The organism is Oceanispirochaeta sp. M1, assembly GCF_003346715.1.
In the GTDB taxonomy this organism is placed as follows: domain Bacteria; phylum Spirochaetota; class Spirochaetia; order DSM-2461; family DSM-2461; genus Oceanispirochaeta.
Genome location: NZ_QQPQ01000019.1, coordinates 13,736 through 30,046, shown reverse-complemented (window position 1 = coordinate 30,046; position 16,311 = coordinate 13,736). Strand labels below are relative to the sequence as shown.

Genomic DNA, 16,311 nt, shown 5'->3' with positions numbered 1-16,311 from the left:
TATCCCTACAGATTCCGCCGGTCTACAACCCGCTGGACTTTACCGCCTGTGCTTCGTCCCAGGCTTTTTGATTCTACCAGAGAGATTTTAGCATGAAGTCCCAGACTCGTAATCATATGATGATGAATTTTTTCCTGAAAGTTCTGAACTTCTCTGACTTCATCAAAGGAATAGAGCCTGCTGCTCACCTCTACCTTAAGTTCAATAACATCCAGACCCTCTTCTCTGTCCAGGATTATCTGGAAATGAGGCTCCACACCCTCAATTTCAAAAAGGACTGCTTCCACCTGTGAGGGGAATAGATTATTTCCGTCCACAATCATCATATCATCACTGCGTCCTGAGATTCTCCTGATCCTTCGGCTTGTCCGCTCACAGGGACATTCATCAGTAAGGATGCAGGAGATATCTCCTGTTCTGTAGCGGATCAACGGGAATCCCTGTTTGGTGATAGTAGTAAAAACAAGCTCACCTGTCTCCCCGTCTGGTAGAACCTCTCCTGTATCAGGATTGATAACCTCAACAATAAAATGATCTTCATTCACATGCAGTCCATTATGATGTTCACACTCAAAGGCGACACCCGGACCGATAATCTCACTTAGTCCATAGTTATCAAAGGCCTCTATCTTGAGTTTGGATTCCACTTCACTCCGGAGCTTCTCACTCCAGGGCTCGGCACCGAACAATCCGATAGAGAGATTCAGTTCCTGAGGGTCCATCCCCTTCTCTTCCAGTGCGGAGATCAGATGCAGGGCATAGCCGGGAGTCGATATGAGAGCGGAACTGCGATAGTCCTTCATGATCTGAACCTGTTTCATAATATCCTCACCGGAAGCGGGAATTACGGAAGCACCGATCTCCTCGGCGCCGTAATGGAAGCCCAGCCCTCCGGTAGAGTGTGAATAGTCAAAGGCAATCTGTACCAGATCATGTTCGGTAATACCCACAGCACTCAAAACACGGGCAGCAAGGGATGACCAGATTTTAATATCATGTTTTGTATATCCCACAACTATGGGATTTCCGCTTGTACCCGATGTGGAATGGATACGGACGATATCCCTTAAGGGGACAGCAAAGGCCTCGTAGGGGTAGCTCTCTCTCAGATCCTCTTTGGAAGTCAGTGGTAGAGATTTCAGATCTTCAAGAGATTTAACCTCTTCGATCTGGATATTTTTTTCATCATATAGATTTCTGAAAAAGGATACGTTTTTATAAACCTGATGCAGGGTCATCTGCAGACGCTCCACCTGAAGCTGTTCCAGGTCTTCACGGAGCATTGTTTCATTTTCTTTGGAATATATCATTTTGTCTCCTTTTGTCAGTCAGTGAACTCATTATAGTCTTTACCAAGATAGGCCCGCTTAACATCGTTGTTACCCAGCAGGTCGGCGGCGTTTCCCTCCATTACGAGGCTCCCGGTTTCCATAACATAACCATGATCGGCAATCTCAAGGACGGCCTTTGCATTCTGCTCGACAATGAGGATTGTTTTCCCCTGCCGCCGCAGCTCTTCTACGGCTTTGAATATATTTTTTACTATGATCGGAGCCAGCCCCATTGAGGGTTCATCCATCAGAAGCAGATCGGGACCTGACATCAATGCCCGGCCGATGGCAACCATCTGCTGTTCACCACCCGAAAGTGTTCCGGCCAGCTGAGTTCTACGTTCCTTAAGGACAGGGAACATGGAGTAGATATCTTCAAGATACTCCGATGCTTTTTTCCCTTCCCTCTTATTATAAAGGGTGTATGCCCCCAGAACCAGATTTTCCCTAACCGTCATGGCGGGAAAAAGCTGTCTTCCTTCCGGGCAGAGGACACATCCGTTTTTAACAATTTTATCAGAGGATGCGCCAGAGACATCCTGTCCCTTAAGAGTGATGGTTCCTGCGGTCGGCTTTACCAGGGAAACAATGGTATTAAGCAATGTAGTTTTCCCCGCCCCGTTGGCACCTATGATTGTCACAATTTCACCTGGATTCACATGAAGGCTCACTCCTTTAAGAACATTGAGCTTATCGTATCCCGATTCCAGATTTCGTATTTTAAGCATCATCATCTCCCAGATAGATACGGATTACCTCTTCATTCTTCTGAATGTCCTTTGGTTCTCCTTCGGCAATTTTCTGTCCGAAATTCAAAACCACTATCTCATCAGAAATATCCATAACCAGGGACATATCATGCTCTACCAGCAGTATGGTTCTCCCTTGCTCTTTTATGGTCTGAAGCCTCTGGGCAAGGTCTTCTGTTTCATGCATATTCAGTCCGGCAGCCGGTTCATCCAGAAGAAGCATGGGAGGATCAGAGGCCAGCGCTCTTGCAAGTTCAACGGCTCTCTGATTTCCAAAGGAGAGATTTCCCAGCTCCGTATCTTTCTGATCGATGATATTCAGCCACTCAAGAATAGGGAGAACGGCCTCTTCGGCCTCCTTCTCTTCCTTCCTGCTTCTTTTTAATGCAAGCATCCCCGAAAGGAACTCCGCCTTTCCTACCCTGTGACGACCCAGAAGTACATTATCCAGAACAGAGAGGTGGCTGCTGAGCTTAAGGTTCTGAAATGTCCGCAGGATTCCCTGCCCTGCGACCTGATAGGGTTTCATTCCGGTGATAAGAGTATCCTGAAAAAAGACCTGACCACCGCTGGGTGGAAAATAGCCGGCGATCATATTAAAGAGGGTCGTCTTTCCGGCACCGTTTGGTCCGATCACAGCCTTGATCATCCCGGGCCTTACATCAAAAGAGACCGAGTCTACTGCGTGGAGTCCACCGAAGGACTTATCAAGCTTCTCTATGCGGAGAATACTTTTTTCATTGTGATCTGAAGTATTATTCACCGGAGACTCCCTCAGAAACTGCAGAGATTCCGTCTGAAGATTTTTTCCCTTTAAGCAGAGATCGAACTCCGTCCAGTAGACCTTTCCAGAAAGATTTGCATATAAACCCCTCGGGCATAAACATCATAATAAAAACAAGAACAACTCCGAATACTGCATCATCCAGATGACCGAAGACTCCGCGGAGAGAGAGGAAGTTCAGAACCAGCCCCATAATAAGAGCTCCCCAGAGATTGGCCATTCCACCAACGGCAACAATTGAGACATAACGCACCGACTTCAGAACCCCTGCTTCCGAGGGACCGATGCCGCCGTTATAGTGTGTCATAAAAAATCCTGCCACCGCTGCAAAAATAGCTCCGATAACAAATACGATGACCTTGTAGCGTGATGTATCCACTCCCATGGCATCGGCGGCATCCTCACTTCCGTGGAGGGATCGCAATGCCCTTCCAACCCGGGAGTTGATCAGATTGATCAACAGAATCATTCCCAGAATGACCAGAGTCCAGGCAATATAATAATTGCTGATTCGGCTTTGAAAGTCACCGCTGACCTCAAGACCGGGAATCAGAGGAAATGCCGGAACATTTGAGATTCCGTCAGCTTCGCCGAATACCTTGGACCCGAGAACGAGACGGTAGACAATGATCCCGAATCCCATGGTCGCCATGGCCAGATAATGCCCTTTCAGTTTCAGAACAGGAACACCCAGCACATAGGCGGAGCTTCCTGCGATTAAAATAACAGCCAGCAGAGTAATCCATGGATTCAGATAGATATGCATATCACCGTAGAGTGTCTCCTTTGAAATAAGGAGCCCCATGGAATCGAGGAGCTTATATAAAACTGTGCCTGATTTCTCCGCGAAATTGATAGTTGTCAGGCTTGCAGTGGTATACCCGCCGATGGCAAAAAAACCTGCCTGCCCCATCGAAATCTGACCTGCATAACCCATGACCATGCAGAGACCCACAGCCACAAGAACATAGTAGGCCGACATGGTGAGCTGTGTAAGAAGAAAGGCCTTACCTAGAAGAACCGCTGAAAGCTGAATCAGAATAATTGCAGCCAGCAGAATGATAACTGATTTATATCGCTTCATCTAATAGTCCTTCAATGCAGAGGCCTGGGAAGAACCGAAGAGTCCGCTTGGTTTTGCAACGAGTATGATCAGAAGGATTGCGATGGAAATGACATCCTTAAAAGCCATAGGGAGAATACTGATGCTGAAAGACTCAATCAGTCCCAGCAGGATTCCTGCTGCTACGGCAGCTATGGGATTTCCAAGTCCCCCAAGAATGGCTACCGTAAATCCCTTGATAGCCAGGTCAGAACCCATGGCGTAATGAGTCTGGGTCAGAGGTGAAACAACACAACCTCCCAGAGCACCGATACCTGCGGAGATCATAAAGGACATATTCACCATCCTGTCTGTACGTATTCCGCAGAGTCTGGCGGCCGAAGGATTTTCGGAACAGGCTCTCATGGCCTGACCGCTGAGGGTGAATTTCAGAAAGAAAAACAGTGCCACCACTATGACTGAGGTGACAGCCAGAACCCAGATGACCTGGGGAGAGATACGGGCTCCGAAAATACTGACCGAGGAGATCTCTGATCCTGTAAAAAATGGCAGAGCCCTGATCTGTTCATCCCAGATATACAAAGCGGCCTCCCTGAGAAGTATGGAAATACCTACGGTAATGACAATCATCCCCATGACCGAGGTCTTCCTCATCCGTCTGATAAAGACGTTTTCTATAAGACCGCCAACAAGGGATGTGATAATGACGGCCAGCACAATTGCCGGAAAAAGAGGCATGACTCCCGATAGAGAGTATGAGATCATCCCGCCGAGCATAACAAACTCACCCTGGGCAAAGTTGATAATTCCCGTTGTACTGTAGATGATGTTGTATCCGATAGCCACAAAGGCGTAGATACTGCCGACGGTGATACCCGCAAAAATATATTGAAGAACTTGTTCAGCGCTCATTCTGATCCTTTGAAATTTAATGAAGCGGAATACCCGTATTCCCGAATATTCCGCTTCCTGTTTAATTACTTGTAGAAGTCAAACTGACCATCTATGACAGTCAGCATTTCCAGAGATTCCATCCCCAGACCATTGTGGTCATCTGCAGTAAAGTTGAAGATTCCCCCTGTACCTGGAAATCCGGAAATTGATTCCAGAGAGTCTCTGACTCCTTCCCGATCCAGTGTAGTGCTATTTTTGAGCGCTTCGATGACAAGCATGATCGCATCATAACCGTGGCCGCCGAATGTACTGACAACTTCATTATATTTGGCTTCGTATGCATCTTTATAGGCTACAAGATTGGCTTTCTGAGGATGATCTTCAGGCAGCTTATCTGCAACAAGCAGTCGTCCAGCGGGGAAAATGATACCTTCGGCAGCCTCACCTGCGGCTTCAACATACTTGATATTACCGAAACCATGGCTCTGAAAAAGCGGAACATCCATACCGAGCTGTTTCATGTTTTTAGGAACAATTGACTGAGCAGGTACGATAGACCAGTTTACAACGGCATCCACACCCTGGGCATTAACTTTTGTAAGAAGAGCGGTCAGGTCAGTTGCTGCTTTATCATATGTTTCCGAGATTACAATTTCGATTCCCATTTCAGAGGCATATTTCTCAAGCTGCCCCTTTCCGGCATTTCCAAAACCTGTATTGGCAGCAATAACACCAATCTTTTCAATTTCCATATCTTTCATGGTTGTGTAGATCCATTTTGCCACATAGCTGTCTTTCTGAGGTGTTTTAAAGACATATGCAGCTTGAGGATTAACAATAGCCTCAGCTGCGGCACAGGAAACCAGGGGAACCTTATAGGATTCACAGAGATCTTTAATCTGCATGGTTTCACCGCTTGTTGAGGGTCCTACAATTGCAATAACCTGATCTTCTTCGATAAGCTGTTTGGCAAAGGATATGGCCTTTTCGGGATTGGCGGCAGAGTCTTTAATAATCAGCTCAATCATCTTTCCGTTAATTCCGCCTGCGGCATTGAGATCTTCCACAACCATTTCCATGGTTCTTGCCTCTGGAGCACCCAGAAAAGAGGCCCCTCCGGTTACAGCCAGAATGGCTCCAATCTTAATACTGCCCTCATCGCTTTGTCCCATGGCAAAAGCAGAACCTGTAATAAGCCCTACGACAAGAAGGACTGCCAGAATCTTTTTCATTTATTTCTCCCTATTTTTGATGTTTCTAAATCAAAGGCCGAATGGCCAAAACATGACATAAACCGACTATTTGGTCTATTTTCCGACTAATCAGTCTGTTTTCCGACTAATTAGTCAGCACTACATTAAACGTCAATCATATTTTGGTCAAGAAAAAAATGAATTGCCCTTTGTTTTTTGCTATAAGGGGAATTTAAAAGAGTCTGAGCCTGATGCCCAGCATAGGAAAAAGGTATGTAATCCAGAATCCCATTACTCCATAGCGAAAGAAGTGACTTAAAAAGTAATCAGGAAGTATCAGCTTGAGGCCGTTCTGCAGTATCAGGACTCCCAGAAGTCCTAAGAGAACTCTCAGAGCTTTCTTAGCCCTGCCGCCGGAAGCAGGATCAAAGCCCATATGACTCGTCTCCAGCAGGAATCCACAAAAACAGCCCAGAACCATACCGGAACCCTTAAAAAAATCATCAATCTTAACGCTTCCTTTAAAGCTGATGAACTCAAGAGCAATCATAACAATGGTGATTACTGCGGCGAACAGCATAAAGATATAAAGAAAACGTTTCAGTCCTTCAGGATTCTCCCATAGAGTATTAATTCTTGAAGCAATATACCAGGCGGTACCGATCCCGAAAATCCATCCTCCCAGGACATCCACAGGCCAGTGAACCCCCAGGTATAACCTTGAAATTCCTACAAAAAGAATTGCCAGGACACATAGGATTCTGAGAATCCTGTTTTTAAACAGGTATATGAGGGTTGCATAAAAACTGGATGCCCCCTGGGTATGTCCGCTGGGAAATGAATATCCCGTCGCTGTTTCAAGACGCTTTCCCTGTAAGTCGGGGATTGCCTCAAAGGGACGGGGTGTATGAAATATCAGTTTAAGAAAAGTATTGAGGAATAGAGAAATAAGAAGGGTGGATGCCATGATAAATCCCTTCTTCTTGGAAACAGCCCAGTAAAAAACTGCGATAATGAGAATATAGACCCCTTCTTCACCCAGCATTGTTGCGTATTCCGCCGCATGATCCAGGAAAGGAGTGGCAATATTCTGAAAGTACTGAAGTATTGAAGTCTGCATAGACTTATTTTACTGCATTATGTAAAAGAAAAGACAGTATTTCCTTTAAGAAAAGTTGTGGGAATAATCAAATCGTCAATCCGAAGTTCTTTCCGGCTCTCAATTTTCTCAATAAGTATAGATACAGAAGAGCGGGCGATGGTTTCAAAATCCTGGGCGACGGTTGTCAGTTCAACCATCGTATCATTAAAATACCTCAGGTTATCAAAGCCCACAAGAGAAAGCCTTTCGGGAATGGGAATCTGCAGTTCACGGGCGGCATTCATAAATCTATAGGCGATTAAATCATTTACACAAAACAGTGCACTCACATCTCTTTTTAATAAATCCTTTAAAAGAACCATTGATTCCTGCTCATCCAGAACTTCCCTTTCATCCTCATCTCTCCCTGAAAAAGAGGTGATCAGCAGATCCCTGTCCAGGGGGATACCGTTCTCCATCAGGGCATGACAGTACCCCTTGTACCGGAGTTGAACGACATCTGTCCCTTCAGCTCCCACAAATCCAATACGTTTGTGTCCATTGGCAGTGAGGTAGGAGACTGCTTCAAAGGCACCCGTAAAATTGTCTGATGTGACTACAGGCAGTGAGAGTTCCTCAAGTTTTCTATCTAAAAGGACCATAGGGAATCCCTCAATTTTCATGCGGCTGAGGGAGGCGATGTTTCTGTTGCTGATAGGATAAATAATGGCTCCCGACACATCATGAGAGGCAATTTCATCGAGAATCTGCCGCTCTTTTGTAGTTGACTGATCCGAATAATGGAGACTGCAGAGATAGCCCCTCTCACGGCAGCTCTGACTGATCTGGCGGGCATACTGCTGGCCTCCGGAGAAAAAATCCTCCTTATGAGGAAGAACAAGTGAAATAATTTTTGAATCGCTGTATTTCTTTTTCCCGGAACCTTTTACAAAAGACCCCTTCCCCTTGAGGCGATAGATGACCCCACGATGTTCCAGCTCTTTCAATGCCCTGGTAACAGTAATACGGGAAGTATTGAATTCCTCCATTAACTGAGCCTCTGAAGGCAGCTTATCATCCTTGCGGAACTCACCCGTCTGGATACGTTCCTGGATTGTGTTGATTATAATCTGGTATAGGGGAATCAATGCAGTTATCTCCTCAGTTATGTACAGCAATCTATTTTCCCTGGTAAATACTGTCAAGTACAGTAAGCATAACACAACATAATATATCAGGAAAGGTTTTTAACCATTTAATAATTAACTTGACATGTCATGTTCTGCGGACTATTGTATACTAAGTTACTTGTAAAATCAATGGAGGTTTTTTAATGAAAAGAATAGGATTAGCCCTTGTTCTAATTTCCCTGTTGCTGACAACCGGACTTTTTGCCGGCGGCCAGACTGATGAATCGGCACCTACAAAACTGATTGTTTCTTCACGTCTTTACTCACAGCCTGGTGAGCAGCAGTTTCTGATTGATGAGATCTTTCCTGAATTTGAAGAAGCTAACGACTGTATCGTTATGTTTGAAATCATGGAAGATGATCCCCTGCTTAAGAGAGCCGCTTTCCAGAAAGAATCAGGCCGAGTTAATACTGATGTAGTCATAGCCCATGCCGGAAGAATGTCCGAATGGATGAACAACGACTACGTAGTTCCCCTTCCTGTAGATGACTGGAAAGACAGAACTTTTTCCAAGGCATTTAAAGAGAGCATTTCCATGGGTGGAAAAACTTATTTTGCACCAGTTGGTGGAGATGTCTACCTGATGCTTGCCAATAAAAAAGCACTCCCCTACCTTCCTGCCGGAGCCGATGTTCAGGATCTGAGCTGGGAAGAATATGTAGACTGGGCCGTAGCCATCGCTGAAGGCGAAGGTGAAGGTAAAGCCGCAGTAACCGGTGTTCCCATGAAATCTCTGATTTATATGTACGGCGGCATGTTCCTCTCCTACGGTGGAGAATTCCCTGTAATCAACTCTCCCGGAGCCATCAGGGGATGGGAAGTTCTTGCCAAGATGAAAGATGCATATACCCCCACTGTAAATACTTATGACAACGTATCCTCTCCAATGAAAACCGGGGAAGCCTGGCTGACTGTTGCCCACATGGTACGCTGTGGAGAAGCCTATAAATCCAACCCCTCGGGTTATGTACTGGGCCCCGCCCCCAAAGGTCCCGAAGGAATCGGCTCTATTGCCGGAACAAGTGGATTTGGAGTTGTAAATGGAGCTCCCAATGAAGAGCTGGCTGTTAAGTTTATTGAGTATATGACAGAGCCCGAAATGGCCGTACGTATAGCACGTGGAACAGGTGGATTTATTCCTCCCATCGACGAAGCCATTGCCAAACTGGGAGACTCTCTGGAAGATGAAATCATCGGCAAGGGAATCAATGTCATGAAAAATGGTGTTGTATCCGGTGTACCCGGTGGAGATTATACTTCCTGGGGTGCTGTAAAACAGGTCTATGATGACGCTTTCCAGGAATTGATACTGAATAGAGGTGCCATAGATAAAGCTTACCTGGACGAAGCCCAGGCTAAGATCAACGCCCTGAAAAAATAAAACCGCCCTTATCATAAGACACGGCTGCTCCGGTAGCTGTGTCTTATGTCCATTCCAAAGCTAAATCCGGAGGTTCCCATGTCCCAAACTCGATGGACGATCGGAAGAGAAAGGAAGAAACAGATGGTTCCTTACCTTCTCATTGCACCTGTAGTCATATATTATGCCATATTCTGGTTGTTTCCTGTCATTCAGGCCATCAGCGGCAGTTTTCTGTCCGCCCCCCTGGCAAAGGGAGGTCAGTTTACTCTTAACAACTATATGAGTCTGTTCAAAGACCCTATATTTTACCAGGCTCTGTTTAATACAACCTTTATTGTGCTGATCTCAGTCACCCTGGAATTCGTTCTGGCCTTCGGCCTGGCCCTTCTGATCAATATGAAATTCAAGGGCTCCGGATTCTTTCTCTTTCTGGCCCTCATCCCAATGGCCCTTCCGGCCGTTGCAGTCGGTGCGATGTGGAGGAGCGGCCTGGCCACCTATGGCTGGTTGAACTCATTTCTAATAAGATTGAATATAATTGATGCTGCCGATAAGATTATCTTTCTTGCGGGTAATCAAATACAGCGAATGATACTGATTATTATCGTGGATGCCTGGCAGGTTATTCCTTTTATGATGGTGATCCTGCTATCCGGTATGCAGGGACTGAAACCGGAACTCTTTGAAGCCGGTTATGTATTCGGAGGCAACAAGCTCCAGGTCCTCCGGAAAATTACCATTCCCCTCATGAAACAGACCATTACAACGGCGATGATCCTCAGAATCATCGCGGCAATTCAAATATGGCTTATCATCGTCATGCTATTCGGATTCAACCGTCTGCCTGTCCTCCTGGAACAGATTGTTCTCAATGTGGACCAGTATGCCGGTGCGGAAGATTTTTTCAGAAAGGGTATGGCCCTGTCGGTCATCGTGTCCCTTATCGTCTCGTCAGTATCCTTCATCTACCTGAAAGTATCGGGAGCCTTTGATGAACCTGCCGGAAAAGGGGTCTGAATATGGGAAAGAAACTTAAACAGAACATGTACAGATCCGTCAGAACCACCACCCTGTACATAATAGTGACCGGTGTGGCCATGATGCTGATATTCCCGATGTTTTTTCTTTTTACATTTTCACTGATGTCCGACTATGAAAGCTATTCAGAATGGCCGAAACCTCTGCTGCCGTTACGGAACACGGAGTTCCGTCTTGATCTGTTGGAGGAGGTTAATGAAGAGAGGGCCTATGGATTGCTGATCTATAACCATTCGGAAGAGGCCTACATGTCCTTCGGTCCGGAATATACAACAAGAGATGCAAAGTCGTTACGGAAACTAAGTAATTTTATCCGCAACTATGCCAACTGCAGCCTGGATCAGGAAAAAATACTGCAGATTATGGATCAGACCGATGGTCAGGGTTCAATGGATTTCACCCTGAAGAAGGGACTATTCAGTAACTACACACGATTTTTCAAACTTTATTCAGGGGCTTTGAACTCGGTGATGGCCAGTATTACGACGGCCCTTTTTACGATTCTGATAAGCCTGAGCATCGGAGGAATGGCAGGATATGCCTTTGCCCGCTATGTGTTCAAGGGTAAGAATATTCTCAAACTGAGTGTCCTTTTTGTCCGTATGTTTCCTCCTGTGGCCATTGCTCTGCCCATGGTTATAACATTGGGTAAGATGGGACTCTACGATAAACCCGCAGGACTCAGTCTGATCTATTCCATCAATCAGATATCCCTGAGTATATGGATTACGGCCAGTATTTTTATGGGAATACCCGAATCCCTGGAAGAGGCCGCTCAAATCTTCGGAACCACACGGATAGGCGCTTTTTTCAGAGTAACCCTTCCCCTGGCCGTTCCCGGACTGGCGGCCTGTGCCATGTACTCCTTCATCTATTCCTGGAATGAAGTCATCAATGCACTGATTCTGACCCAGTTCAATCCCACATTACCTGTTATTGTTTACCGCTCCTTGCTGGGAGCCAGTGACAAGGTTCATCTTATAGCTGCGGGTTCCGTGGCCCAGGCTCTGCCTGCCATTATTTTCACCCTGTTCATCCGGAAATTCATCCTCCAGATGTGGGGGGGCGTCAAAGTTTAATGAACCTTTGGCCTCGTACAGAAAAAATATGAAGGATCTGGTAGATCCTTCATAACAATAGAAAGAAAAGGAATATAAAATGGCTGTACTGCAATTAGAAGATTTAGCAAAAAGATATAACCGAAAAGTCTGGGGCGTCAGAAAGATGGACCTGGAAGTAAAAGACAAGGAATTCATTGTCTTTCTGGGCCCCTCGGGCTGCGGGAAGACCACCTGTATGAGAATGATCGCCGGCCTTGAGGAAACCACCCGGGGCACTATTATTCTGGACGGTCAGGATATAACAGACCTGGCTCCCCGGGACAGACATATATCCATGGTATTCCAGAATTATGCCATATGGCCTCATATGTCGGTCTTTGATAATATCGCCTTCTCTCTCAAGCTGAAGGGATTATCCAAAGACGTGGTAAAAAAGACTGTGGTCGAAGTGGCGGAGATGGTTAAAATAGAACAGCTTCTGGACCGTTTTCCCGGACAGATGTCAGGAGGACAACAGCAGCGTGTGGCCCTGGCCCGGGCCCTGGCCGTGAAACCCAAACTCTTTTTAATGGACGAACCCCTGTCCAACCTGGATGCCAAACTCAGAGTCGTAATGAGAACGGAATTGAAAGCCATTCATCAAAAGACAGGAGCCACCAGCGTCTTTGTAACCCATGACCAGTCTGAAGCCATGAGTATGGCCGATAGAATTGTTATTATGAGAGACGGGGAAATCATCCAGGTGGGAACCCCCGAAGATGTTTACTTCAGATCTGCAGATACCTTCGTTGCCGGATTTATCGGAACTCCCCCTACCAACTTCTTTTCTGTGAAACTTAAGAACGATGGGAACAAAAAAATTCTGGAGCATCCCGATTTCATCTGCCCTCTGCAGGATGATGAGTTTGCAGCAGTCTCCAAAGATGGACGGGAAGAACTCATTCTGGGCATTCGTCCGGAGGATTTCCAGCTCACAACAACAGGAAAAGGAATACTGAATGCGGAAGTTCTGGTAGTAGAACCACAGGGCTCTCATCAGGTACTGGCCGTGGAAATTGACAACAAAATTGTCAAAACCATTATCTCTTCTGATAAAAAGCTTTCACCCGGAGATCCTGTATCTTTTAACCTGGATTACAGACATCTTCACTTCTTTGATAAAGACAGTGAGCAAAGAATTTCATGATTCCAGATGAGAGCCCCGAGGAACTTGAATCCTTTCTGCCTGATGAATCCTGGAAAAAATTGATTAATCTCGCCCTCCCCTATCAGGATAAAAGGGATGATGCGGGACATTTTAAAACTGTTACAACATGGGCCTGGGCCCTCCTTGAACTGGGAAATGATGAGATTGACAGGGAGCTGGTTCTTACGGCCGCCCTGCTTCATGATATAGGCTGGAGTCAGCTCAGCGAGGAAGAGAGAACGAATCTATTCTCTTCAGACCTGAGTTTTTCTGAGGCCGGAAGACTGAGGCTGGCCCATGAGAAAATGGGTGCGGAGCTGGCAATCCGGCTTCTGACAAAGGCAGGTTATTCTGCCGAGTTCACTCAGAAGGTCTGCCTGCTGATTGAAGGTCACGATACACGACTGGAGTTTATGTCTCCGGAAGACGGAATACTCAGGGATGCGGACAGCCTGTGGATGGTAACAAACACGGGTTTTGAAGCAGATCTGAGACGCAGAAAGGTCTCGGCTGCAGTGTGGGGCAGATATCTGGAAAATAAATTCCAGAAAGAGAATGCCTTCTACACCACCGCTGCCCGGAACTGGGCAGTACAGAGACTCTCCCGCCTGAAAAAAGGCTACAATGTACATGAAGCTGGTAGAGAGAAAAAGCCCAAGGTTCTGATCTGTCACTACAGAGTGGGCTGGACAGATGGTGTATCCCTGGAAATTGAGAAACGTCAAAGTATCCTGGAAGAGATGGGATTTACATGCAGCCTGCTGGCAGGTCCTGGAAGCAGTGGCGCCGACTATACAATTCCGGATCTCGATTTTGACACTCCCGAGGCAAGAAAAATCAGCCGAAATGCCTTCGGTGGTCTGAAGGACTATGAAACTGAAGAGGAACTGAAGAAGGATCTTCTTGTACTCTCGGATAAAATAGAAGAAGAGCTCTCATCGGTGTTTGAAGAGCTGGAGCCTGACTTTGTGCTCCTCCATAACATATTTTCCCATGGACGCCATATTGCAGCAGCCAGAGCGTTCTACAACTGTCTGAAACATTACAAGGTTCCCTCATTGGCCACCCATCATGACTTCTATTGGGAAAGAGATGACTTCAGAGAAGTTTCGGGACCTCTAATCAAGGCCTTTATGAAACGCTATGTCCCCCCCGTTATCCCCGGGATGAAGCATGCTGTGATCAACTCTCTTGCTGCCCGGAATCTCCTGAACCGCTGCGGTATTGACGCGATGATCTTCCCCGATACCCTGGACTTCTCTGTTGACCAGTGGCAGAAAGATGATTACAACGCCCACCTTCTGAAGGATTTCAATCTCAATGAGGATGATATTTTTATACTCCAGGCCACCAGAATAGTCAGAAGAAAGGGAATAGAACTTATTCCTCCCCTGATCAAAGAGTTAAACAAAACTCTTTATCTGGATCAGATACGGGGAAAAACCCTCTACAACGGTAAGAGAGCAGGCAAAGATTGCCGCTTTGTCTTTCTTCTGGCAGGCTATGCCGAACAGGAAGCAGAAGGCTATAGACAGCAGCTTGAAGGCATGATGAAGGAAATGGATACTCCCTACCGTTTCATGCGTTCCAGAATTGCAGTTCAGAGAACGATGGAGGAGGAGAAGAGAATCTACTCTCTTTTTGATACCTACCCCTATGCCGATCTGGTCTCCTATCCGAGCATCTATGAAGGCTGGGGCAATCAATTTATCGAAGCAGTGTTTGCTCATAAACCTGTAATTGTCCATGAGTACCCTGTATTCCGTTCCGATATCCGCCCCAAGGGTTATTCAATCATATCATTGGGTGATGATGCCAGACGGCAGGAGAATGGACTGTACAAACTGAAAAAAGAGAGTATAAGCTCAGCCTGTCAGGAGATTATCGACCGCCTTCTTTCAGGGGACACAGAAAAAATTCTGGAAAAAAACTTTGATCTGGCCCGCTCGAATAACTCCTATGATTACCTTCGGGCCTTGATGAGACAGAGCATGGAGCATTATGAGAATCTTTGATTCATCTTCCTTTACTGTAGATTCGATAGAGATAAATAATACATGTCAGGAACTGACAGTCAGAGGCAGGGCCTACTGCGTATGGCCCAACAGGGAAGGTGAAGGCTTTATGCTGGAATCCGTTTCCTCTGTGCTTGCAGATAACGGCTGTAATGAGAGGGGACTCTCCCTCTCATGGCCGGCTACAGCATCTGCCAGAGCCATAATTCTGAAATCAGAAGATGCCTCGGTACTGATCAGAAAAATAAATGAAAGCAATGGTTATCATGAGGAGATCAGAATATTTGCAGACAGTTCAGATATTCTGAGATTCAGGTTCACCGGACCGATCGGAGAATTTGTTGTGACAGAACTGTCCGGATCATACTGGACCGATGCCGCCGGGAATAAGGGAAAGTCTGATTTGAATTCCATTCCAAAACAGTTCCAGCTGGGACTGATAAGCCCTGAAGGGGAATGCGCTATACCCGCGGAAGAGGGATTCAGGGCACTTATCCCCCTGGGCCGGGAAATTATTAATAGTTTCCCGATTACAAAGACAGCCCATATACTCCACCTCTTTGGTTATGGTGCCGGTCACGACAGAGCCTACCCGGATTACAGCCCTTCAGAAATGCTTGGAGGATCAGAACTCTTTAAGAGTGTACTGTCCAGATTAAAGGATATGGGCTTCAGGATATCCCTTTACATGAATGCCAGGCTTCTTGACGCATCACGTCGGGATACCTACCCGCGACTCAAAGAGAGCATACTCAAAGACCCGGAAGGAAAGGAATTTACGGAAGAGTACTTTGGTAGAACCTTCCTTGTGATGGACCCGTCCTCCGCAGCCTGGCAGGATGAACTGTACTCACAGGCATTGATGCTGCATGAACTCGGAGCAGACCTCCTGCAGCTGGATCAGGTTGCAGGCCGTGCTGCTCCCGTTACTCCGGGGAGCCCCTGGGGAGAGGGATATGCTGATCTGATACACAGGATACAGAAACTGGGGATGAAAGTATGGATACAGGGAGTATCGGACTACTATCCGGCGGACTGTTTTGAAATGACCTGGAAGGATTTAGAGATCCTGGAAGGTGGAATCCTCAGGGGAGGAAATCCCTTCGGAGTGACTGACTTGAGCCTGCTGAAAGCTCTTAAAGATAGTGGCAATTTTAAGGGAACACTCCTGACTCCCATGGATAAAAGGGATACCATTGACCCTTCTTTATTCAGCTTCCGCCTGGATCTGATGGATAAGAGCGGATTACTCCCACTCTACGGTCCGGATTATATGAAAAGAATAGTAAAATTTGCATCTCTCTTCTGATTTTTGAATTGAAAATGAGACAGAGACTGCAGCATCTATCTCTTCATTTGAAT

14 protein-coding genes are annotated in these 16,311 nt (G+C 46.3%); 6 read left to right on the top strand and 8 right to left on the bottom strand.

Annotation, left to right across the window (positions count from 1 at the left end):
- Nucleotides 1-5: 5 nt before the first annotated feature.
- The 8 genes from DV872_RS14495 to DV872_RS14460 form a co-directional block, all read right to left on the bottom strand.
- The gene (locus DV872_RS14495; RefSeq protein WP_114630669.1) at nt 6-1,310 is read right to left on the bottom strand and encodes a phenylacetate--CoA ligase family protein; all 1,305 of its coding nucleotides are present in this window, start codon (nt 1,308-1,310) and stop codon (nt 6-8) included.
- Between the two features lie 14 nt (nt 1,311-1,324).
- Nucleotides 1,325-2,062, bottom strand: coding sequence for an ABC transporter ATP-binding protein (locus DV872_RS14490; RefSeq protein WP_199563487.1), 738 nt, complete (start codon nt 2,060-2,062; stop codon nt 1,325-1,327).
- Entirely contained in the window at nt 2,052-2,843 is a 792-nt protein-coding gene (locus DV872_RS14485; protein ID WP_199563486.1) for an ABC transporter ATP-binding protein, read from the bottom strand. The genes DV872_RS14490 and DV872_RS14485 overlap by 11 nt, the downstream gene beginning before the upstream one ends.
- A complete protein-coding gene (locus DV872_RS14480; RefSeq protein WP_114630667.1) occupies nt 2,836-3,948 on the bottom strand; it encodes a branched-chain amino acid ABC transporter permease in 1,113 nt (370 codons plus the stop codon). Before DV872_RS14480 ends, DV872_RS14485 begins: the two co-directional genes overlap by 8 nt.
- On the bottom strand, nt 3,949-4,839 hold the full coding sequence (locus tag DV872_RS14475; RefSeq protein WP_114630666.1) for a branched-chain amino acid ABC transporter permease: 891 nt from the start codon (nt 4,837-4,839) through the stop codon (nt 3,949-3,951). It lies immediately after the preceding gene.
- A 65-nt stretch (nt 4,840-4,904) separates the two neighbouring features.
- On the bottom strand, nt 4,905-6,053 hold the full coding sequence (locus DV872_RS14470; protein WP_114630665.1) for an ABC transporter substrate-binding protein: 1,149 nt from the start codon (nt 6,051-6,053) through the stop codon (nt 4,905-4,907).
- Between the two features lie 193 nt (nt 6,054-6,246).
- Nucleotides 6,247-7,134 (bottom strand): phosphatase PAP2 family protein, encoded by an 888-nt coding sequence (locus DV872_RS14465; RefSeq protein WP_114630664.1) that lies wholly within the window; start codon nt 7,132-7,134, stop codon nt 6,247-6,249.
- A 17-nt stretch (nt 7,135-7,151) separates the two neighbouring features.
- Complete coding sequence (locus tag DV872_RS14460; protein ID WP_147283177.1) at nt 7,152-8,273, bottom strand: GntR family transcriptional regulator; 1,122 nt, start codon at nt 8,271-8,273, stop codon at nt 7,152-7,154.
- Between the two features lie 155 nt (nt 8,274-8,428).
- Between DV872_RS14460 and DV872_RS14455 the strand changes: the two genes are divergently transcribed.
- The 6 genes from DV872_RS14455 to DV872_RS14430 all read left to right on the top strand — a co-directional run bounded on the left by DV872_RS14455 (nt 8,429) and on the right by DV872_RS14430 (nt 16,258).
- Nucleotides 8,429-9,667 carry an ABC transporter substrate-binding protein gene (locus tag DV872_RS14455; RefSeq protein WP_114630662.1) on the top strand — a complete coding sequence of 413 codons (1,239 nt, stop codon included), beginning with the start codon at nt 8,429-8,431 and terminating at the stop codon, nt 9,665-9,667.
- Nucleotides 9,668-9,745: 78 nt separating this feature from the next.
- The gene (locus DV872_RS14450) at nt 9,746-10,666 is read left to right on the top strand and encodes a carbohydrate ABC transporter permease (RefSeq protein WP_114630661.1); all 921 of its coding nucleotides are present in this window, start codon (nt 9,746-9,748) and stop codon (nt 10,664-10,666) included.
- A gap of 2 nt (nt 10,667-10,668) precedes the next feature.
- Nucleotides 10,669-11,766, top strand: coding sequence for a carbohydrate ABC transporter permease (locus DV872_RS14445; RefSeq protein ID WP_199563485.1), 1,098 nt, complete (start codon nt 10,669-10,671; stop codon nt 11,764-11,766).
- 79 nt (nt 11,767-11,845) lie between these two features.
- The gene (locus tag DV872_RS14440) at nt 11,846-12,934 is read left to right on the top strand and encodes an ABC transporter ATP-binding protein (RefSeq protein WP_114630660.1); all 1,089 of its coding nucleotides are present in this window, start codon (nt 11,846-11,848) and stop codon (nt 12,932-12,934) included.
- Nucleotides 12,931-14,949, top strand: a complete 2,019-nt coding sequence (locus DV872_RS14435) for an HD domain-containing protein (RefSeq protein ID WP_114630659.1) — start codon at nt 12,931-12,933, stop codon at nt 14,947-14,949. Before DV872_RS14440 ends, DV872_RS14435 begins: the two co-directional genes overlap by 4 nt.
- On the top strand, nt 14,936-16,258 hold the full coding sequence (locus DV872_RS14430) for a DUF6259 domain-containing protein (RefSeq protein ID WP_114630658.1): 1,323 nt from the start codon (nt 14,936-14,938) through the stop codon (nt 16,256-16,258). Before DV872_RS14435 ends, DV872_RS14430 begins: the two co-directional genes overlap by 14 nt.
- Nucleotides 16,259-16,311: the final 53 nt, after the last annotated feature.